The following is a 20,650-nucleotide window of genomic DNA, read 5'->3' as shown; positions in this document are numbered from 1 at the left end:
AGCGTTGACCCGAAGGGCGAGTCCAGAGGACGAGTCATCCCGCACGACCCACCATTATTTCCCCTACACACATATTTCTTAACTTTTCATTTTCCCTTACTATCTGGTATCTCCATTTTAGCTTTAGCCCTATAATCCTCTGGTTTCTTCCCTCAGCTCCCTTCTGATACGTGAATTATCATCTCATTTTTAACTCTATTAAACATTTTAGCTATTAATCGACAATATTTGGCGACTTTTTGCCAAATATTGGTTATTTTGTTTAGGATAAAAAACAAATCAATTCTTACTGGGTGGCTAGCAGTGATCTGATAGCTTCAGTAATACCACAGCAACAGAGATGTGAGCGATGAGCGAAACTTTTGATGTGAATGCGGCTATTTATCCTTTCCCCGCGCGGCCTGTCCCGTTGGATACCGATGAAAAAGCTTTTTATCGTGAGAAAATAAAAACACTGTTAAAGCAACGCGACGCAGTGTTAGTCGCTCACTATTACACTGACCCCGAAATTCAGGCACTGGCCGAAGAAACGGGCGGTTGCGTAGCTGATTCACTTGAAATGGCTCGTTTTGGTAATAACCACCCGGCATCTACGTTACTGGTTGCTGGTGTACGCTTTATGGGGGAAACCGCCAAAATTCTTAATCCAGAGAAAAAGGTGTTAATGCCAACTCTGAATGCGGAATGTTCTCTGGATTTAGGATGCCCAGTTGATGAGTTTACCGCATTTTGTGACAGCCATCCGGATCGCACCGTGGTGGTGTACGCCAACACCTCAGCGGCAGTAAAAGCCAAGGCTGATTGGGTTGTAACGTCCAGTATTGCGGTTGAATTAATTGAGCATCTCGATAGCCTGGGCGAGAAAATTATTTGGGCGCCTGACCGTCATTTGGGCAGCTACGTACAGAAGAAGAGTGGTGCCGATGTATTGTGCTGGCAGGGGGCTTGTATCGTCCATGATGAGTTTAAAACACAGGCGCTGGCCCGGATGAAAGCGTTATACCCTGATGCCGCTGTGCTGGTCCACCCAGAGTCACCACAGGCGGTGGTGGATATGGCCGATGCCGTTGGGTCGACCAGTCAACTGATCCAAGCGGCGAAGACACTGCCGCAGAAAACGTTAATTGTTGCCACCGATCGGGGCATTTTTTACAAGATGCAGCAGGCCTGCCCGGATAAAGAGTTGTTTGAAGCACCTACTGCAGGTGAAGGGGCAACATGCCGCAGTTGTGCCCATTGTCCATGGATGGCAATGAATGGCCTCCGAGCAATCGCTGAAGGGCTGGAGCAGGGTGGGGTGATGCATGAGATACATGTCGATGAAGAATTGCGTCAGCAGGCGCTGATACCGTTAAATCGCATGCTGGATTTTGCCAATCAATTGAAGTTACAGGTCAAAGGCAATGCCTAAGTAACAGGTGAGAATATTAATTCAAGACCTGTTGGTGTGAATAACCACCAATCCTGAGAACGAGCAATAGACTTCTATTTTAGTAAATCGGTTCTATCGGCAGCTAAAAGGATCACCAGATGGATTTTCTCAGCACAGGCAACATATTGGTACATATACCGCTGGGGGCGGGCGGTTACGATCTTTCATGGATAGAGGCAATTGGTACCCTATTCGGGTTGCTTTGTATCTGGTTTGCCAGCAAAGAAAAGATCATCAACTATTTATTTGGTCTGATTAACGTGACATTGTTCGCCGTGATCTTCTTTCAGATCCAACTCTACGCCAGCTTGTTATTACAGTTGTTTTTCTTTGGTGCCAATATTTACGGCTGGTATGCCTGGAGCAAACAAACACCGGATAATCAGACTGAATTAAAGATTCGCTGGTTATCCTTGCCTAAAGCATTGGCTTGGGCTGCGGTTTGTATTGCTGGCATCGTATTAATGACATTGCATATCGATACCGTATTTGCCTGGTTGACACGTGTAGCAGTGACGGTAATGCAGAATCTGGGGGCGAATGTACAGATGCCAGAGTTGCAACCTGATGCTTTCCCATTCTGGGACTCTACGATGATGGTCTTGTCTATTGCCGCCATGATCCTCATGACCCGCAAATACGTAGAGAACTGGCTGATTTGGGTCGTTATTGATGTTATCAGTGTGGCGATCTTTGCTTATCAGGGGGTTTATGCCATGGCGCTGGAGTATGTGTTCCTGACCCTTATTGCATTGAACGGTTCTTGGTTGTGGATCAAGAGTGCTACGCGAAATCATTCACGCCCACTGTCTACTCAAAGTTAATAACCACTCGACTCCCCTGTGTACTTGATAGCGCGGGGGAGTAACGTGCGTTCATTATTAATGAGTCTCATCTTTGAGACTCACCCTACGGGATAGCATAAATACGGTTCAAATCGGTTCCTAACTGGGTTTATCATTCGTTTACTGCCTGCAGCGACAATAACTTCGGGTATATGGCTGTGTCAGCGGTTATTCGTGGTGATGATGATGTCCGTGGGTTGGGGCAGTTTGATTGATACCACAATCTGGTGTTCCACAATGCTGATACTCCATTTGGACCGTGGCATGACTGATGCGGTAGTGATGCAGTAAATGCTCTTGGATGCGTTGCAATAACGCATCATGGTCCAGTGGCGGTATCACTTGGGCATGCAGGGTCATTAGCCGTTGTTCACCAACTTGCCATAAGTGAACATGATGAATGTTTCGGACTTCATAAATATTGGTGCATAGGTCTTTACGCAGCTTGTTGATATCGATCTCTTGCGGCGCACCTTCCAATAATTCGTGAAAACTTTCTTTCAGTAATCGCCAGGCGCTCCGCAAAATCAGTACCGACACCAATACTGAGAGAATGGGGTCTATTGGTGTCCAGCCCGTGGTTAAAATCACGATAGCCGCAATAATCGCGCCCACTGAACCTAATAAATCACTAAGCACATGCAAGGCTGCTGCCCGTACATTGATGTTTTTCTCTTCTTCTCCCTTATGCAGGATCCAAAAACAAAAAATATTCGCCAACAGCCCGGCGATGGCGATGATTAACATCGGTGTACCCATCACCTCATGAGGTGAAAAGAAGCGGTGAACGGCCTCCCAGACGATCAATATAACAATCAGCAATAGTGCCGCGGCGTTAACAAAGGCCGCGAGTGTCGTCAGCCGTAGGTAGCCAAAAGTATGGCGGGGATCTGGTTTTCTCTGGGAGAAGTGAACTGCCATCAACGCGATAAATAATGCGGCAGAGTCAGTCAACATGTGTCCGGCATCAGCCAATAATGCCAGAGAACCAGATAGCCAGCCGCCAATCGCTTCAGTCACCATAAATAATGTGGTGATGGCGAAGGCTATCAACAGGCGCTTGCTGTTGCTATCTTGCGAGAAAATTGCGGATACAGCCATTATTTATCCTTTGTTTCCATCACTGTTTTATTGTGCAAATAGGCGCAGGCTATATTTTGTCTACAAGCTATGTTTTATCTACAAGCTATATGTCGTCTACAAGCCATGTCCTATCCACAAGCCATACTCTATCTAGAATTTCGTGGATTTAATTATTCCAAATAGACGTCGTCGTTGAGTATAGGCTCCAGGTTCAAATTTGCCTCAGTTGGCACCGGCTTACCCCTATATACCCAAGTTACTTCGAGATGCTGGTAGGCGGCAACCGAGTAAATCCTCGGGAGCTTAGATAGCTAAGTGACTGGGATGAGCAAGGGCAGCCAACACCCCTGCATCTTGACGGACGATGGGTATAGCATCACTTTCGCGATAACGATGGCGTATCCAGGCAATAAGATGGTGTATCCAGAAAATAAGTAGATGCTCAGCATGGGTAATTATTTTGGGGAACCGGTCTGTGGCATTGCGAGTAATCGGTACTGAATACCGAAAGCGATAAAGTAGATTTACAGTATTCCATTCACAGGCTAGATTGGTTGAAATATACGTTGTGCAATGATTGCTACAAGACTTAATGGAAGAACTATGAATTACCAGAATGATGATTTACGGATTAAAGAAATTAAGGAACTCCTACCTCCTGTTGCGTTGTTAGAGAAATTCCCTGCCACGGTTAATGCGGCAGAAACTGTGGCCAAAACCCGGAATGCTATTCACAAAATCTTGCGTGCTCAGGATGATCGCTTGCTGGTGGTGATTGGCCCATGCTCTATTCATGATACGCAAGCGGCTAAAGAGTATGCAGCCCGTTTGCTGACACTGCGTGAAGAACTGCAAGGAGAGCTGGAAGTTGTCATGCGCGTTTATTTTGAAAAACCGCGTACTACGGTGGGTTGGAAGGGGCTGATTAACGATCCACATATGGACAACAGCTATGATATCAATGAAGGTTTACGTCTGGCGCGTGAATTACTCGTCGAAATTAACGATAGCGGGTTACCGGCAGCCGGTGAGTTTTTGGATATGATTACGCCGCAGTATCTGGCTGACCTGATGAGCTGGGGAGCAATTGGCGCACGTACTACTGAATCTCAGGTTCACCGCGAACTGGCTTCTGGTCTGTCTTGCCCAGTTGGTTTTAAAAATGGTACGGACGGCACAATTAAAGTGGCTATTGATGCGATCAATGCGGCCAGTGCTCCGCACTGTTTCTTGTCGGTGACCAAATGGGGCCATTCGGCAATTGTGAATACTGCCGGTAATGGTGATTGCCATATCATTTTACGTGGTGGTAAAGAGCCGAATTACAGTAGTGTACATGTGAATGCGGTTAAAGAAGGGCTTATTAAATCGGGCCTGGAACCCCAGATTATGATCGATTTCAGCCACGCTAACAGCTGCAAACAGTTTCAAAAGCAGATGGAAGTGGGAACAGATGTCTGCCAGCAAATTGCGCAAGGTGAAAAATCTATCATAGGCGTGATGATCGAAAGCCATTTGGTAGAAGGCAGCCAGAACCTGGAAAGTGGTGAGCCACTGACCTATGGTAAGAGTGTTACCGATGCCTGTATTGGCTGGAAAGATACTGAGGCGCTGTTGCGCCAGTTGGCTGGAGCAGTGAGAGCTCGCCGCCAGTAGGCTAACGCGCTTGCTATTTTGAGTTTGGGCAGGTGCGTTATCTTCACGTACAACTCGTTATCTTCACGTACAGAAGAGTACGCTTTGGTAACGGAGTGCTGACTGCATTCACATAGCCGTCAATAAAAAACCCCGACATTATTCATGTACGGGGTTTTTTACTGTGTTAATCAGGGCTAATTACTTCGCTTTACCCTGGTTAGCAACCGCTGCAGCTTTAGCGGCGATTTCATCAGCGTTACCCAGATAGTAGTGTTTGATAGGTTTGAAGTTTTCATCAAACTCATACACCAATGGCACGCCAGTTGGGATGTTCAGCTCAAGAATTTCGTCTTCGCCCAGATCATCCAGATATTTTACCAATGCACGTAAAGAGTTACCGTGAGCCGCAATAATCACGCGTTCACCGCTGGCAATACGTGGTTTGATAACCTCATTCCAGTAGGGAATCACGCGTTCAATAGTCAGCGCCAAGCTTTCTGTGGTTGGCAGCTCAGCATCGGTCAATTTTGCATAACGTGGGTCATGGCCTGGGAAACGCTCATCGCTTTTCTCCAGTGCTGGTGGGGTGATGGCAAAGCCACGACGCCATTGCTTAACCTGCTCATCGCCGTATTTTTCAGCAGTTTCAGATTTATTCAGGCCTTGCAGTGCGCCGTAGTGACGCTCGTTAAGCTTCCAGGTTTTTTCTGTTGGCAGCCATGCCTGATCTAATTCATCCAAGATGTTCCACAAGGTGTGGATAGCGCGTTTTAATACTGAGGTGTAGGCGAAATCAAAAGTGAAGCCTTCATCTTTTAACAGCTTACCCGCTGCCTTTGCTTCAGAACGGCCTTTTTCAGACAGATCAACATCATACCAACCGGTGAAACGGTTTTCGTTGTTCCATTGACTTTCGCCGTGTCGTACCAAAACTAGCTTAGTTACTGCCATAACGTTGACTCCAATTAAGTTTGATATATACCCGTCATATTTCAAGCTGTATGTGCGTTGGTTGCGCGCAATCACCCGAATCACTTACTACAAGTAAGCTGATTGGAACTCTCTCGCTTGCCGCCTTCCTGCAACTCGAATTATTTGGAGTATAAATACACATTCAATGATAACTATTATCATTATATTGCGTGATCACTGCGAACAGCAATCGATTGTGTTTAACCATAGCCAATTTTTTACTTTAACGTAAGACCAACAGCCGAATCGATTCTGCAAAATAGGCAACTTACCAATATATGGGGCATTAAATACCCCATATCAACAGGTCCCCGCCTCGAAATGGGTTAGGCCGCTTTCTTTAGGCAAGTGCTCATAAAGGTCTTGCGTTCATCACCTTTTAGCATTTTTTGGGCTGCATCGGCATTACAACTTTTCATTTTCTGTTGCTGAGGTGTTAGGGCTTTCCCATCAGGTGCCGCCTGTGCTTTCAGACATTGGCTCATAAATTTTTTCCGCTCATCACCCTTGAGTGATTGAGTGCTGGCTTGCTGATTACAATCGGTCATCTTTTTCTGCTGCGCCGCTTGGGCTGGTGAGGGCATTTTCGGGGGAGCTGTGGCCATCACATTGGCACTCAGCAATAACCCAGCCGATAACAACCATAGGGGGAATAGACGCATAGGAGTTCCTTTTTATAGCCATGAGGTTTTAGTAAGCAATGTCAGGGTCTGAAAGGAGGTCAGAACGTCAGTACGGCCGCCTGACAGATGCAGTTAAGCGTAGTCGGCAGCAGTGAATAAGGGTAGTTTTAGGCAAGAATTCAGTTATATCTTAGAAGATTAATGAGCACGATATTAGAAAGTTAACGGCCACTACCGAAGTGAGAACCGGGTGGCCGTTATGAATGATGTATTACATCATTCATAACGTCATCATTTATAAAGACAGCGCTATAAAGTGATAAACCGTCGTTGAGCGATAGGTCTTCCCTGGTTTTAGCCAACAATCAGGTTGTGGCCATTCGGGGTGGTTAGGGCTATCGGGCAAAAATTCACTTTCCAGTGCCACACCAGCATAGCTGGCATAGGTGCCGCCGTTGCGTGCTGGTGTGCCAGCAAGGTAATTTCCGCTGTATAGCTGCAGCGCAGGCGCGGAGGTGAACATACTCATTTGCACCTGATTATCGGATGACCACAAGTGTGCAGCCGGAGAGTCTAAGGCCCCACAGGTACGGTGCAGCAAATAAGCGTGGTCATAGCCTTTAACCTGTTGCTGGCAGCGGTCTTGTAGAAAATCCTGCGCCAATGTTTTGGGTTGGCGAAAATCCATACCGGTATTCTCGACATCAGCGAGTTCTCCGGTTGGTATGCCTGTACTGTCGACAGGCAGGTAACGGTCCGCAAACAGTTGCAACCGATGTGAACGGGCATCATGCCCTTCGCCATCAAGGTTGAAATAGGCATGATTGGTCAGGTTAACCGGGCAGGTTTTATCTACATGTGCCTGATAATGAATTTCCAACCGATTATCTTCGGTTAGCAGGTACTGTACTTCAACAGTCAGATTGCCAGGGAAGCCTTGATCGCCATCTGGTGAATCAAGTTTATAGGTAACCTGGTGGTCATCCTGTGTCACTTTCTGCCAACGCCGGGCATGGAAACCTTCCGGGCCACCGTGTAATTGGTTAGGGCCTTGGCTCGGGACCAACTGGATTGTTTCGCCATCCAATGTGATTTGCGCATTAGCTATTCGGTTGGCATAACGGCCAACCGTTGCCCCGAGATAAGCGGCTTGATTCAGGTAATCAGCCGGTGTCGGGCAGCCCAGCAGCAACTCACGTTGTTCGCCATTTTTCAGCGGTAATATGGCCGATAGCCAGGTTGCGCCCCAATCCATAAAGGTGACGCTCATACCGGCTTTATTCTGCAATTGAGTGAGTTCAAAGGGGTGAACATCCGGTGCTAACGGGTCAATACTGCTTGGTGATACAGCGCCGTTTTTCAGCATAAACCCGCTCCTTGTGAAGCCTGACAGACATAAAAAGTCTCTTTCTTGCCGCCGCTGTGCGCCGGGTATTCCTGCGCAACGGTGGTGCGAACCTGCTCGACTAATTCAAGTGGCATTAACGCGACAATACAGCCGCCAAAACCGCCGCCAGTCATGCGCACCCCGCCTTGATCGCCAATCACTGATTTCACAATCTCGACAAGTCTATCTATTGGTGGAACCGTGATCTCAAAATCATCACGCATAGAAATATGAGACTCTTGCATCAATTGCCCCATCAATTTCAAGTTTCCGGCAGCCAAGGCGTCTGCGGCTGCCAGCGTGCGTGCATTCTCGCTGATCACATGGCGAGCGCGTTTGGCGACTACCGGATCTAGCTCGTCTTGTATTGAGAAGAAGAGGCTCGGTTCGACATCACGTAATGCTTTGACGCCAAAGAAACGGGCGGCAGCTTCACACTGTTGGCGGCGAGTATTGTATTCGCTGTCAACCAGGCCACGCTGAATGTTTGAGTTGATAATAACGACGGCCACGTTTTCCGGCATTGGCACGGCGCGGGTTTCCAAGGTCCGACAATCGATCAGCAGCGCATGGTCTTTTTTACCCAATGCTGAGATTAGCTGATCCATAATGCCGCAGTTACAGCCGACAAATTGGTTTTCTGCCTCTTGCCCATTCAGCGCCAGCTCTACACCGCTAAGAGGGAGCTGATAGAGTGATTGCAGGGCTTGGCCCACAGCAACTTCCAACGATGCAGAGGAGCTGAGGCCAGCGCCTTGCGGGACATTGCCACAGATAACCAGATCGGCCCCACCAAAATCAGCGTTGCGCATTTGTAGATGTTTCACCACACCACGCACGTAGTCGGCCCAGCGATATTCAGGATGCGGGACAATCGGTGCATCAAGAGAGAATATATCCTGTTGGTTTTCATAGTCGGCGGCAATAACACGAATCTGGCGATCATCGCGTTTGCCACAACTGATCACAGTTTCATAATTAATGGCGCAGGGCAGAACAAAGCCATCGTTATAGTCGGTATGTTCGCCAATCAGGTTGACGCGGCCTGGCGCTTTAATGGTGATGTCAGACTCGCGGTCAAACTGTTGGCGGAAAATAGTCTGGGTATGTTGTTTTAAACTCATGATTTGGCTCCGGCCTCTTTATAGTGAACATCACTTACCGCCCGCAGGAGTGCTGCCGCCTGCTCTGCTGTAAGGTCTCGCTGGGTTTCGGCCAGCAGTTCATAGCCCACCATAAACTTACGTACTGACGCTGAACGCAGCAGAGGGGGATAAAAATGCGCATGTAATTGCCAATGCGTATTGTCATTCGTGTTATAAGGCGCGCCATGCCATCCCATGGAGTAAGGGAAAGAGCATGAGAATAAATTGTCATAACGGCTGGTCAGTTTTTTCAAGGCAATGGCTAAATCACGGCGTTGCTCTGCCGAAAGGTCTTCCAGACGCAATACTGCGGCTTTGGGCAGTAACAGGGTTTCAAATGGCCAGGCTGCCCAGTAAGGCACTACCGCTAGCCAATGTTCTGTTTCAACCACGGTCCGTTGACCGTCGCGGCGTTCCCGCTCGACATAATCCAGCAGCATGGGAGATTGATGTTGCTGAAAATACTGTTGCTGCAAACGGTCTTCCTGTTCTGCTTCATTCGGCAGGAAACTGTTGGCCCAAATTTGCCCATGCGGATGGGGATTAGAGCAGCCCATCGCCGCCCCTTTATTTTCAAATACTTGTACCCATGGGTATATTTTGCCCAACTCGGCGCTCTGCTGCTGCCAAGTCTGAACGACCTGTTCCAGCGCGGGCAGTGTCAGTTGCGGCAGGGTTTTGCTGTGATCAGGAGAGAAGCAAATTACTCTACTGGTGCCGCGTGCGCTTTGACTACGCATCAGCGGATCGTGACTTGGCGGCGCATCTGGGGTATCGGGCATCAGCGCGGCAAAGTCATTGGTAAAGACATAAGTTGATGAGTAATCAGGATTCACATCACTGGTTACTCGGGTATTGCCGGGACACAAGAAGCAATCGGGATCATGAGCCGGTAAATTCGCGGTTGCTGGCGTTTCTTGTTGGCCTTGCCATGGGCGTTTGGCCCGATGAGGCGATACCAATACCCACTGGTCTTTCAATGGGTTATATCTACGATGCGGATGATCCACAGAGTTAAAATGAGTCATAAAAGCGCCTTAATCGGGGTAGCCTTGAGGATTTTTTGATTGCCAGTACCAAGTATCTGCCGCCATCTCATCAAGTGAGCGGCTGACTCGCCAGCCTAGTTGTTCAGCCGCTTTAGTTGCGTCAGCCCAGTAGGCGGGGAGATCCCCTTCACGGCGCGGGGCAAAATGGTAGGCCAGTGGTTTACCACAGGCTTTACTGAATGCAGCCACCACTTGCAACACACTGTGGCCGACGCCAGCCCCGAGATTGAAGATATGCACGCCGGGTTTACCGTGTAAGGTTTTCATCGCGGCGACATGGCCGTCAGCCAGATCAACCACATGGATATAGTCACGGACGCCAGTACCATCAGGGGTTGGGTAGTCATTGCCAAAGATGGCCAGTGATTCACGGCGGCCAACGGCGACTTGGGCAATAAACGGCATTAAATTATTCGGGATACCTTGCGGATCTTCGCCCATCAAACCCGATGGGTGCGCGCCGACGGGGTTGAAATAGCGCAAAATTGTCATATTCCACTGTGGATCAGCCAGTTGCACATCTTGCAGAATTTGCTCAACCATCAATTTACTGCGGCCATAGGGGCTGGACGGTGAGCCGGTCGGGAAGCTTTCTACATAGGGAATCTGTGGCTGATCGCCATAAACAGTGGCAGAGGAGCTGAAAATCAGGTTCTTAACCTGTGCGGCCCGCATCGCTTCTAATAACACCAAGGTGCCAAACACGTTGTTGTTGTAGTACTCGAGCGGCCGGTTGACGGATTCGCCAACCGCTTTCAGACCGGCAAAATGAATGACGGCGTGAATAGGATGAGCCGCAAAAATGCTATCGAGCAGTGCGCGATCACGGATATCACCCGCATGAAGTTCAGGCGTATAGCCGGTCAAACTGTGTATCCGGGCTAATACGCTGGATTTACTGTTGCAGAGGTTGTCGAGGATGACGGGTTTGTAGCCAGCCTCAATCAATTGCACACAGGTATGACTACCAATGTAACCGCTACCACCTGTTACCAGAACGTACATAATAAGACTCCTCTAATGAGTTCAATGCAATAAAGATAGCACGCCATTATGGGTAAAAAGGTGATCTACGCTCAATAATGGAATCGTTTACACTCAATTTTTTACTAGCTTAGTCCCACTGAATACATAAATACAAGAGTATTCAGTGAGCATAGACAAACAATGATAAAAATTATGGTCATAACAAAGATTGCTGAAGTGGTAGCGCTCTCATCCATCAATGTAGCCGGAATGTCCTGTTTGCGGCGGGCGAGGTTGCTGCTATAAGTTGTTGCTATAGGTTGATGGGGCACGGTTATGTTGATAGGGCAATTTATCTTGATGTCAGTCACCAATGGTAGCCATTGGTGACGTTGATGACTGCTATTAATGGCCATCATTAATGACGGTCCTCATTAAAATGGGCGATTATTTAATCGCGGAGGTTATTGACAAAGTGCCCGCGACGGAGAGAACAGGCAGATCGTAAAGACGCCGTAAATACATCCATGTAGGCTCGAGCCGCGCCATCCTTGGCGCGGACGCTTTACTCCTCTGCCTATCCTCACCGTTCAAGATTGAGTCATCGGGGTTTGTCAGCAGTCTGGGCGATTATTTAATCGCGGTTGTGATCAGTTTTCTCCATTCAGTGGGGTAAATAGAGTGGATAGGTGAAAAGCAGTAAATGCATTAAATTCAGGGCGAAATGAAAGGCCACGGCAATCCACAGGCGGCCACTCCATAACCATGCCAAGCCATAAATTACGCCCGCCAGTGCTGCGAATAACATTAATAGTGGGCCACCAGCGAAATGGGCACTGCCAAAGAGTAATGCGGTGATGATCAACGCAGGGTAAGGACCGAGCCACTGACCGAGGCGTTGTTGTAAGTAGCCACGAAATAGGGCTTCTTCAGCCAGACAAACAAAAAACAGATTGGCAATAATAAAGGAGCCTATCCAGGTCGGGGTATGCAGTTCAATTTTCAGGCCACCGAGTGCGACTGCCAGCAGCAATAAGGCCGGTATGCTGAGTATCAGCACAATCCAACCCATGCGCCCGACTGATGGGTGTTTTTTCACCTTGAACAGGGTTGGCAGACAGGCCAGTAAGATAAAGGGCACCAGCGCTTTATCCAGATTGTAATACATGGTGAAGGGGGCGCTGAGCGGCCCGGTCCGGACCTTATCCAGTACTTTCAGATTGTGAAAACCAGGAACAAGGTGCAGAAATAACGCGATAACGCCCAGTACAAGCAGCAACTCCAACCCAGTGGCGACGCCATTACGTTGACGATACTTTTGCAGTAGCAGCACGAGGATGATTATGGCAAGTAAAAACGCGGTAGCAGGGAAGGTGAGAACGCCGCTATAACAGGCCATTGCCAATGATGAAACCAAAAATAACAGGGAGAGCACCTGGCTCAGTGGTAAAAACAGTAACGAAGTAGCAAGAACACCCCACATAAATAATCCCTTCTTTATTTCATCCTGATTGATGGTTTAGTCCTAAATAACGGTTTGGTCTGATATATTTTTTTAGCTAAATCAGGTGGTTTGTACTCTACCGCCAGCATTGACGAGTGGCTGACGGTAGGAATAATAACATGCTGCCACCAGAGTAAAGGTCGGGTCAGTTGTGGCCGCATTGGGTGATACTTAGTTAAAACTGCGAAAAATTATTATTTTACCTGTGATTGGCTTGGTAATTTATCTTGTTGATAGTGATAAATATCGCCAAATGGCACAAAGGTCAAGCGGTGCGTAATACACTGAGGCGCATCTTCGGCATGGTGAGAAACAAACAATAATTGGGTTTCTCCTTCACCGATCATCACATCAATAAAACGGCGTACTAACAAACGGTTAAGTGGATCCAGCCCTTGTAAGGGTTCATCCAGGATCAGGAGTGCCGGGTGTTTAACTAATGCCCTGGCGATCAAGACCAGACGCTGTTGCCCCCAAGATAAGCTGTGAAAGGGTTGGTTGGCGACGGTGGTGGAAAACCCCAGCAAAGCCAGCCATTGATCCGCTAATTGTTGTTGGCGATCGGAGGCTGCTTGATAAAGGCCAATCGAATCGAAAAAACCGGATAAAATCACGGTACGCACACTGGTGCTAACCCGGTAGTCCAGATGGAGGCTGCCACTGACATAACCAATATGGCGTTTGATCTCCCAGATGGTTTCGCCACTGCCACGGCGGCGGCCAAACAGCATTAAATCATTACTGTACCCTTGGGGATGGTCGCCGGTTATCAGACTCAGTAAGGTGGATTTTCCCGCGCCATTCTGGCCGATAATCTGCCAGTGTTCACCGGGGTTCACTTGCCAGCTCAGGTTATGCAGGATAGGGCGGTCATTGTATTTCACCACCCCGTTATTCAGTATGATCAAGGGTTCATTTTTCGATATCCGTATGTGTTGCTGCGGATCCTCAGTTTCTGGTAGGGATAGCCCATCCAGATTTTCACTGTGTGCCAATTGGGCAATTAAAGCTTCCGACAGAATCTGCTGGCGCGGCCCCATGTGGGTCAGGTGGCAATCAGCTAATACGCCAACGTACTGCACAAAATCAGGGATATCATCAAAGCGGTTGAGGACCAATACCAGTGTGACGCCTTGGGCCGAAAGTGTGGCTAGCATCTCGGCTAACTGCGCACGGGCCGCGACATCCAGGCCATCAAAGGGTTCATCCAGAATCAGTAGGTCCGGTTGCGGCATCAGTGCCTGACATAGCAATGTTTTACGGGTTTCCCCCGTGGAAAGGTATTTGAAGCGGCGGGAGAGCAAGTGGCTGATACCAAATAGCGCTGCCAGTTGTTGACAGCGCTGCGGGTCACGGGTTGCTTCCTGAATAATTTCGGCCGTAGTACGGCCAGTGTCATCTTCATCTGCACTGAGCAGGTCGGTATTATTACGTTGCCACTCTTCACTAACCAGTTGCTGTAGTTGTTCGAATGATAAACGCATACCATGGCGGAAGTGACTTTGGCGGTTGCCCTCCAGCAGGGTCAGCTCTCCAGACAGGGCTTTGGCTAACGCAGATTTGCCACTGCCATTGGCCCCGACAAATGCCCAACAGTCACCCGCCTGAATATGTAGCGCTGGCAAGATGAGTGTCCGTGTGTCACTCAGGCGAAAACAACCTTGCGATATTTGCAACTCAGACATCATCTTTCCTATATTTTGCAACGCAGTAAAGACGTTAGGGATAAGCGGAAAGATAAAAAATGTCAACGAACAAATGTATTACCCAGCCGTGATTACTGGGAGTAATTATTCAACACAACGTGGCGATAATCACCCGATCTGCATTGAATTGCGCAATCACGGCCCTGCCAACCCGTAAATTCAGTGCATGGAGTTCGCTGTTGTTTTGGGTTGAACACAGGCTGGCCCCACCGGTTAAGGTGACAATCACTTCGCTATGATCATTGCCTGGCTCAATACTGGCGACCGTTCCCTGCAATGCGTTATCCGCCGCACCTGCCAGTGCTGGATCGGTAACCAGTTTTACCCAAGGTGCTTTAATCAATGCCAGCACTTCTTTACCTGCTGAAAGTTGCAGGCGATCGGCACTTTGCTGGGTGATCGCCGCCGTTAAGCGAGTTTTGCCGTCTGACAGCAGAATATTGACATGTTGCTGCACCTGCAGGTGGTCGCGTTCAATAAGGGTGCCAAAAAATTGATTACGAGCGCTGGTTTGCAGTGAAAAGCGGGAAATTGCCGCTAGCAAGCTGTCCAGCGGCAGTGAATCATCTTTCAGGGTATCAAAGGCTTTTTGCTGGATGGTAGCGAGTAAATCATAAAGCTGGATTAAGCGTTCACCGTAGCGGGTCAGATGTGCGCCTCCTCCACCTTTGCCGCCCGTGGCCCGTTCAACCAGTATTTCCTCGGACAGTGTATTCATTTCATTTATGGCATCCCAGGCGCTTTTATAGCTGATCCCCGCGAGCTTGGCTCCCTGGCTGATGGAACCGGTATGTTGAATTTGCTTTAACAGCGCAATACGTCGTGGATCGGCAAACAGGCGCTGTTGAAGTTTAAGAGTAAGAAGAATTTCGGCCTGCATTGTTTTTACTCCGGCGGGAAACAGTTATTGTCATAGATAGCTAAATGGCATAGATAGCTAAATAACATAGATAGATAAATCGCACGTTTGGCAGGTTACATTTTTTTATCGTTGGTTAAAATAACAGGGTTAATTCATTGCTGATATCATTTACAGTAAATGATAGGCAGTGGTGTTGGTTATTGTGATAACGTGGGTTATCGCTCAATGGGCAGTTATGAGAGGCTAGCATGTTTGAACTATTAAAAAGTCTGGTCTTTGCCGTGGTCATGGTACCGGTGGTGATGGCAGTCATTCTGGGGCTGATTTATGGGCTGGGTGAAGTGTTTAACGTGATCTCCAAGACGGGTCACCCGAAAGAACGAAATACCGTTCGTTCTTGAGTGTTGCAGCACGCTTATCAGTGCAAGCCCCTAAGTATCTGATTTCTGAATGCCTGGCGTGTAAACGTTGGGCATTTTTTTTCATCCTTCATCATGATCCCCCGCCTTAGTTCCTCCCGTGACTCAAGCTGCCTCACATCTTGCCGATAAACTGCATGACCTGCTTATAATGTTACGCTATATTCCAACATATATAACGATATCGTTAATGTGGAGAACAACATGAAGAATCAATACGGTAAAGTGAGTTACTGGGTAGCAGGTGCGGTATTGCTGACGGCTTTTTCCAGCCCAGTCTTCGCCGCCGACAAGATTACCGTGTTTGCCGCGGCCTCACTGACCAATGCGCTACAGGATATTGCTGTCCAGTATAAACAAGAAAAGCAGGTCGATGTGGTGGCTTCCTATGCGTCATCTTCCACGCTGGCACGGCAGATTGAGCAGGGTGCACCGGCCGATCTGTTTATTTCCGCTGACCAACAATGGATGGATTATGCCATTGATAAACAGCAAATTGTCGCCAATACTCGCTACACGTTATTGGGGAACGAGCTGGTATTGATTGCGCCGCAAGACAGCAAGATTGATAAAGTCGAGATTGATAAGAAAACCGACTGGAAAAAATTGCTGGAGGGTGGCCGCTTGGCGGTTGGTGATCCTGACCACGTACCGGCTGGAATTTATGCCAAAGAGTCCCTGGAAAACTTAGGGGCCTGGTCAACGTTAGCCCCGGAAATGGCCCGTGCCAATAATGTGAGAAGCGCAATGGCGCTGGTTGAACGGGCAGAAGCGCCGTTGGGTATTGTTTATGGCTCAGATGCGGTAGCCAGTAAGAAAGTTAAAGTTGTTGGAATATTCCCGGAGACAAGCCATAAGCCGGTTGAATATCCAATGGCGATAGTTAAAGGCCATGACAATCCAACGGTAACAGCTTTTTATGATTACCTGAAAAGCCCGGCAGCCGCTGTGATTTTCAAAAACTATGGATTCACCCTACGCTAATGATATTGAGCGAGTATGAATGGCAGGCGATTATTCTCAGCCTGAAAGTTTCCGGTGTCGCGGTAGCCTGTAGCCTGCCATTGGGTATTCTGATGGCCTGGATTTTAGTGCGTTGTCGTTTCCCTGGGAAATCGCTGCTAGACAGTGTGATTCATTTGCCACTGGTGCTGCCACCGGTGGTGATTGGCTATCTATTATTGATCAGTATGGGGCGGCGCGGTTTTATCGGCGAATGGCTCTATAGCTGGTTTGGCATTAATTTCAGTTTCAGTTGGCGTGGTGCGGCCTTGGCCTCGGCGGTGGTTGCTTTTCCCTTGATGGTCAGGGCTATTCGCATAGCTCTGGAGGCCATTGATACCCGTTTGGAGCTGGCGGCGCGTACGTTAGGGGCAACGCCATGGCGGGTCTTTTTCACTATTACTCTGCCGCTCTCTTTACCGGGTGTGATTGCCGGTACGGTGCTGTCTTTTGCCCGCTCATTGGGGGAGTTCGGTGCGACCATCACGTTTGTTTCGAATATCCCCGGTGAAACCCGAACCATCCCTCTGGCGATGTACACCCTAATTGAAACGCCCGGTGCGGAAGCAGCCGCTGCGCGCTTGTGTGTGATCGCCATTATTTTATCGTTGGTGTCATTACTGTTATCTGAACGGCTGGCTAATTGGGGTAAAAAACGCATGGGGGCCCCATGCTAGAACTGAATTTCAGCCAACAGTTGGGTGATTTACACCTACAGGTCGCCACCAATTTACCGGCGCAGGGGATTACCGCGATTTTTGGTTTATCGGGTGCCGGTAAAACGTCACTGATTAATGTGATAGCGGGGCTGACTCGCCCACAGCAAGGCCGGGTGATTCTGAATGGCCGGGTGCTGGTGGATGCCGAGAAGAATATTTACCTGCCGCCGGAAAAGCGCCGGGTTGGCTACGTGTTTCAGGATGCGCGCTTGTTCCCTCATTATCGGGTGCGGGGTAACTTGCAATACGGTATGGCGGCGTCAATGCGCGGGCAGTTTGACGCGATTGTGGGCTTGCTGGGCATTGAACCGTTATTGAGCCGCTTCCCGTTCACGCTGTCAGGTGGCGAGAAACAGCGGGTTGCCATTGGTCGTGCATTATTGACCGCTCCTGAGTTACTACTAATGGATGAGCCATTGGCATCACTGGATTTGCCACGTAAGCGCGAGCTGTTGCCTTATCTGGAGCGGTTGGCGCAGGATGTGAATACGCCAATTTTGTATGTCAGCCACAGCATGGATGAAATTTTGCGGCTGGCGGATCAAGTGGTGGTGATGGATGCCGGTAAAGTTCGTGCCGTGGGGGGGCTGGAGGAGGTGTGGGCCAGCAGTGCATTGCGGCCGTGGTTGCAACGGGAAGAGCCTAACAGCATTTTGCGGGTGAGTGTGATTGGTCATCATGATCGCTATGCGATGACGGCACTGGCTTTAGGCGACCAGCGGTTGTGGGTAGGTAAACTGGATGCCGCTGAAGGCAATTCAATGCGCATCCGTATTAATGCCGCGGATGTCTCACTGGTATTACAGCCACCGCACAGCAGCAGTATTCGTAATATTTTGCCGGTAAAAGTGGCTGAGTGTCTTGATGTGGACGGGCAGGTCGATGTTAAGTTGGCCATTGGTGAGCAATGGTTATGGGCGCGGATCACGCCATGGGCACGAGATGAACTGGGGCTGAAACCTGGTCAATGGGTATATGCACAGATAAAAAGTGTGTCATTTAACCGCCAAAATTGAGTGGTGCTGCTTTTGGTGCAGGCACCACCATGATGGGTTAGTCGCTGTTAATTTATCAGGCTAATACATGCTGGCGAATAACAGCGGCAATACCCGGTTGTTCGTTATCCGCAATCACCAGATCCGCCCGTTGTTTAATTGCATCGTCGCTGTTACCCATGGCAACCCCCAATCCGGCAGCTTCCAACATACTCAGATCGTTAAAGTTATCACCAAAAGCGACCACCTCTTTCATACTCAGGCCCTGAGATTCAACCCACTGTTGGAGGCGTTTACCCTTGCTGTTCCCGGCTTGGGCGATATCCACCTGATCATGCCATGACCATTCGCAGGCCAGCCCCATTTCTGCTTCTACCATGGCGGCAAACGCTTTTAACTGTGCAGTATCTGGGTGAGAGGTGGCAAATTTCCAGATGGCGGTAGCACTGTGAGCGGCATCCAGTAAGCTGTCGACATGAAGAAAGGTCGGGCGCTGAGCGAGCGGCAATGACTCGGCCCAACTGAGGGTGCGGGTCACATGGCCAGTAGTATGCTGATACAGCATGGCATCATCCACATACATCAGGCCATGGATCTGTGTTTTCTCCAGTAATTGCAGGACTTGAACCGCCTGCTGTGGTGTGAGTGGGTTTGAATCCAGCACTTTTTTATTTTGATAATCATAAATATAAGTGCCGTTACAGCAGATAGCGGGCGTATCCAGTTGCAGTGCCTGATAAAACGGATGGATCGCGACATGGTGGCGGCCTGTCACGACGATCACTTTCACGCCTTCAGCCCGGGCTTGCGCCAGCGCGGACAACGATTCAGGCAGGATGCGTTTTTTGTGATCTAACAGTGTTCCGTCCAGATCCAGTGCGATTATGCGATATGTCATAGCGGTCCCTGTCCCCATTAAAGGGGCGAATGAGAAATTATATGCTTGAAAAGTATGTTCCGATAGTACACCGGATGGGCGATCGATTAAACCAAACGGGGGAAAGGCCTGTATAAACAGCTAAAAAGAAGCAGAGCAAGATATAAACAGCGAGACGTCAGACAGTTGTTATGTCCGTGCAGTCAGGTAAGCTAAGCTAAAATTACCCGTTAATAAAAGATATTTGGTTAAGGCGAAGGGGCTGGAACAGGCCAATTCGCTTTAATAGCGTTGCCCAACAGGCTCGACTAAGGAGTAAAGATGAAGCAAGCGGTTTATGTGGCAAGTCCAGACAGCCAACAAATTCATGTCTGGCAATTAGATTCAGCCGGTGAATTAACCTTATTGCAAACCGTGGACGTGCCGGGTCAGGTGCAACCGATGGCAATAAGCCCTAATCAGCGCCATCTGTATGTTGGGGTTCGTCCTGACTTTGGTATTGTCAGCTATAACATTGCCGATGACGGTACGCTGACCGCCGCAGGTATGGCACCGCTTCCCGGTAGCCCGACTCACATTGGCACCGATCTGCAAGGTCGTTTCCTGTTCTCTGCTTCTTACAGTTTCAATTGCGTCAGTATTAGCCCTATTGATAAGCATGGCGTGGTGCAAGCCCCCATTCAGCAATTGGATGACCTGCCCGCGCCACATTCGGCGAATATTGACCCGACCAACCAGATCTTGTTAGTTCCTTGCCTGAAAGAGGATAAGGTGCGGCTGTTTGATTTGAGCGCGGAGGGTCAGTTAACCCCCCATGCACAGGCTGATATTACTGTTGCCGCAGGCGCAGGCCCACGTCATATGGCTTTCCACCCGAATCATCAGGTTGCTTATTGTGTCAACGAACTCAATAGCTCGGTGGATGTGTATCAAATCAGCAATAACGGTCAGGAATACCACTTAGTGCAGAGCCTGGATGCGATGCCTGCTGATTTCACTGGCACCTGTTGGGCGGCGGATATTCATATCACGCCTAATGGCCGCTATTTATATATCAGTGACCGTACCGCCAGCCTGTTGGGCATTTTCACTGTTTCTGATGATGGCCGGGTGATTTCATTGGTCGGGCACCACCTGACCGAAGCCCAACCACGTGGTTTCAATATCGACCACAGTGGTAACTTCCTGATTGCTTCCGGTCAGAAATCTGATCATATCGAAGTTTATCGTATCGATCAGAACACGGGGGAGCTAACCACCCTGAAACGCTATCCGGTAGGTAAGGGGCCAATGTGGGTCAGTATCCGGATGCCGCAGAACTCATAAACAATAGGCTATTTTACTGGCCATTTTACTGACTATTTTTAACCTGGGCAGTGCTCGTTATCCTCACATACCTTGTGCACGCTCTGGTGGCTGTGCACTG

At 48.9% G+C, this 20,650-nt stretch carries 19 protein-coding genes and 1 pseudogene; 8 read left to right on the top strand and 12 right to left on the bottom strand.

Annotated features, from left to right (window positions below):
- The first annotated feature begins 349 nt into the window (after positions 1-349).
- Positions 350-1,411: a quinolinate synthase NadA gene (nadA, locus tag AC971_RS01560; protein WP_025383076.1), complete on the top strand. Its 1,062-nt coding sequence runs from the start codon at positions 350-352 to the stop codon at positions 1,409-1,411.
- Positions 1,412-1,530: 119 nt separating this feature from the next.
- Positions 1,531-2,256, top strand: coding sequence for a nicotinamide riboside transporter PnuC (gene pnuC / locus AC971_RS01555; RefSeq protein WP_025383077.1), 726 nt, complete (start codon positions 1,531-1,533; stop codon positions 2,254-2,256).
- Between the two features lie 189 nt (positions 2,257-2,445).
- Here the strand turns inward: pnuC and zitB are convergent, their stop codons facing one another.
- Positions 2,446-3,378: a CDF family zinc transporter ZitB gene (gene zitB, locus AC971_RS01550; protein ID WP_025383078.1), complete on the bottom strand. Its 933-nt coding sequence runs from the start codon at positions 3,376-3,378 to the stop codon at positions 2,446-2,448.
- A gap of 585 nt (positions 3,379-3,963) precedes the next feature.
- Here zitB and aroG point away from each other — a divergent pair.
- Positions 3,964-5,016, top strand: coding sequence for a 3-deoxy-7-phosphoheptulonate synthase AroG (gene aroG / locus AC971_RS01545; RefSeq protein WP_025383079.1), 1,053 nt, complete (start codon positions 3,964-3,966; stop codon positions 5,014-5,016).
- Positions 5,017-5,196: 180 nt separating this feature from the next.
- Here aroG and gpmA read toward each other — a convergent pair whose 3' ends face one another.
- The 10 genes and pseudogenes from gpmA to modE form a co-directional block, all read right to left on the bottom strand.
- Entirely contained in the window at positions 5,197-5,949 is a 753-nt protein-coding gene (gpmA, locus tag AC971_RS01540; protein ID WP_025383080.1) for a 2,3-diphosphoglycerate-dependent phosphoglycerate mutase, read from the bottom strand.
- A gap of 347 nt (positions 5,950-6,296) precedes the next feature.
- Positions 6,297-6,632, bottom strand: coding sequence for a PsiF family protein (locus tag AC971_RS01535; RefSeq protein WP_025383081.1), 336 nt, complete (start codon positions 6,630-6,632; stop codon positions 6,297-6,299).
- Positions 6,633-6,888: 256 nt separating this feature from the next.
- Positions 6,889-7,959, bottom strand: coding sequence for a galactose-1-epimerase (galM, locus tag AC971_RS01530; RefSeq protein ID WP_038402162.1), 1,071 nt, complete (start codon positions 7,957-7,959; stop codon positions 6,889-6,891).
- The gene (galK, locus tag AC971_RS01525; protein ID WP_025383083.1) at positions 7,953-9,104 is read right to left on the bottom strand and encodes a galactokinase; all 1,152 of its coding nucleotides are present in this window, start codon (positions 9,102-9,104) and stop codon (positions 7,953-7,955) included. The genes galM and galK overlap by 7 nt, the downstream gene beginning before the upstream one ends.
- Positions 9,101-10,153: a galactose-1-phosphate uridylyltransferase gene (gene galT, locus AC971_RS01520; protein WP_025383084.1), complete on the bottom strand. Its 1,053-nt coding sequence runs from the start codon at positions 10,151-10,153 to the stop codon at positions 9,101-9,103. Before galT ends, galK begins: the two co-directional genes overlap by 4 nt.
- A 9-nt stretch (positions 10,154-10,162) precedes the next feature.
- The gene (gene galE, locus AC971_RS01515; RefSeq protein WP_025383085.1) at positions 10,163-11,179 is read right to left on the bottom strand and encodes a UDP-glucose 4-epimerase GalE; all 1,017 of its coding nucleotides are present in this window, start codon (positions 11,177-11,179) and stop codon (positions 10,163-10,165) included.
- 421 nt (positions 11,180-11,600) lie between these two features.
- Positions 11,601-11,669, bottom strand: a pseudogene (locus AC971_RS24965) (gluconate 5-dehydrogenase); the annotation flags it as partial.
- Positions 11,670-11,804: 135 nt separating this feature from the next.
- Positions 11,805-12,623 carry a CPBP family intramembrane glutamic endopeptidase gene (locus AC971_RS01510; RefSeq protein WP_025383086.1) on the bottom strand — a complete coding sequence of 273 codons (819 nt, stop codon included), beginning with the start codon at positions 12,621-12,623 and terminating at the stop codon, positions 11,805-11,807.
- Between the two features lie 215 nt (positions 12,624-12,838).
- On the bottom strand, positions 12,839-14,329 hold the full coding sequence (gene modF / locus AC971_RS01505; RefSeq protein ID WP_025383087.1) for a molybdate ABC transporter ATP-binding protein ModF: 1,491 nt from the start codon (positions 14,327-14,329) through the stop codon (positions 12,839-12,841).
- A 109-nt stretch (positions 14,330-14,438) separates the two neighbouring features.
- The gene (modE, locus tag AC971_RS01500) at positions 14,439-15,230 is read right to left on the bottom strand and encodes a molybdenum-dependent transcriptional regulator (RefSeq protein WP_025383088.1); all 792 of its coding nucleotides are present in this window, start codon (positions 15,228-15,230) and stop codon (positions 14,439-14,441) included.
- A 230-nt stretch (positions 15,231-15,460) separates the two neighbouring features.
- Here modE and AC971_RS01495 point away from each other — a divergent pair, with 230 nt between their 5' ends.
- From AC971_RS01495 to modC, 4 genes are all read left to right on the top strand, one after another.
- Positions 15,461-15,613, top strand: coding sequence for an AcrZ family multidrug efflux pump-associated protein (locus AC971_RS01495; RefSeq protein ID WP_025383089.1), 153 nt, complete (start codon positions 15,461-15,463; stop codon positions 15,611-15,613).
- A 222-nt stretch (positions 15,614-15,835) separates the two neighbouring features.
- Entirely contained in the window at positions 15,836-16,615 is a 780-nt protein-coding gene (modA, locus tag AC971_RS01490) for a molybdate ABC transporter substrate-binding protein (RefSeq protein WP_025383090.1), read from the top strand.
- The gene (modB, locus tag AC971_RS01485; RefSeq protein WP_025383091.1) at positions 16,615-17,310 is read left to right on the top strand and encodes a molybdate ABC transporter permease subunit; all 696 of its coding nucleotides are present in this window, start codon (positions 16,615-16,617) and stop codon (positions 17,308-17,310) included. Before modA ends, modB begins: the two co-directional genes overlap by 1 nt.
- Entirely contained in the window at positions 17,304-18,368 is a 1,065-nt protein-coding gene (gene modC / locus AC971_RS01480) for a molybdenum ABC transporter ATP-binding protein ModC (RefSeq protein WP_025383092.1), read from the top strand. The genes modB and modC overlap by 7 nt, the downstream gene beginning before the upstream one ends.
- 55 nt (positions 18,369-18,423) lie before the next feature.
- Here modC and AC971_RS01475 read toward each other — a convergent pair whose 3' ends face one another.
- Positions 18,424-19,245, bottom strand: coding sequence for a pyridoxal phosphatase (locus AC971_RS01475; protein WP_025383093.1), 822 nt, complete (start codon positions 19,243-19,245; stop codon positions 18,424-18,426).
- 300 nt (positions 19,246-19,545) lie between these two features.
- Between AC971_RS01475 and pgl the strand changes: the two genes are divergently transcribed.
- Positions 19,546-20,550, top strand: a complete 1,005-nt coding sequence (pgl, locus tag AC971_RS01470; protein ID WP_025383094.1) for a 6-phosphogluconolactonase — start codon at positions 19,546-19,548, stop codon at positions 20,548-20,550.
- Positions 20,551-20,650: the final 100 nt, after the last annotated feature.

The sequence above is a fragment of the Yersinia similis genome (assembly GCF_001053095.1).
GTDB classification, from domain to species: Bacteria; Pseudomonadota; Gammaproteobacteria; order Enterobacterales; family Enterobacteriaceae; genus Yersinia; species Yersinia similis.
Note: the sequence above shows the minus strand (reverse complement) of the source record. Positions and strands in the feature narration are given on the sequence as shown.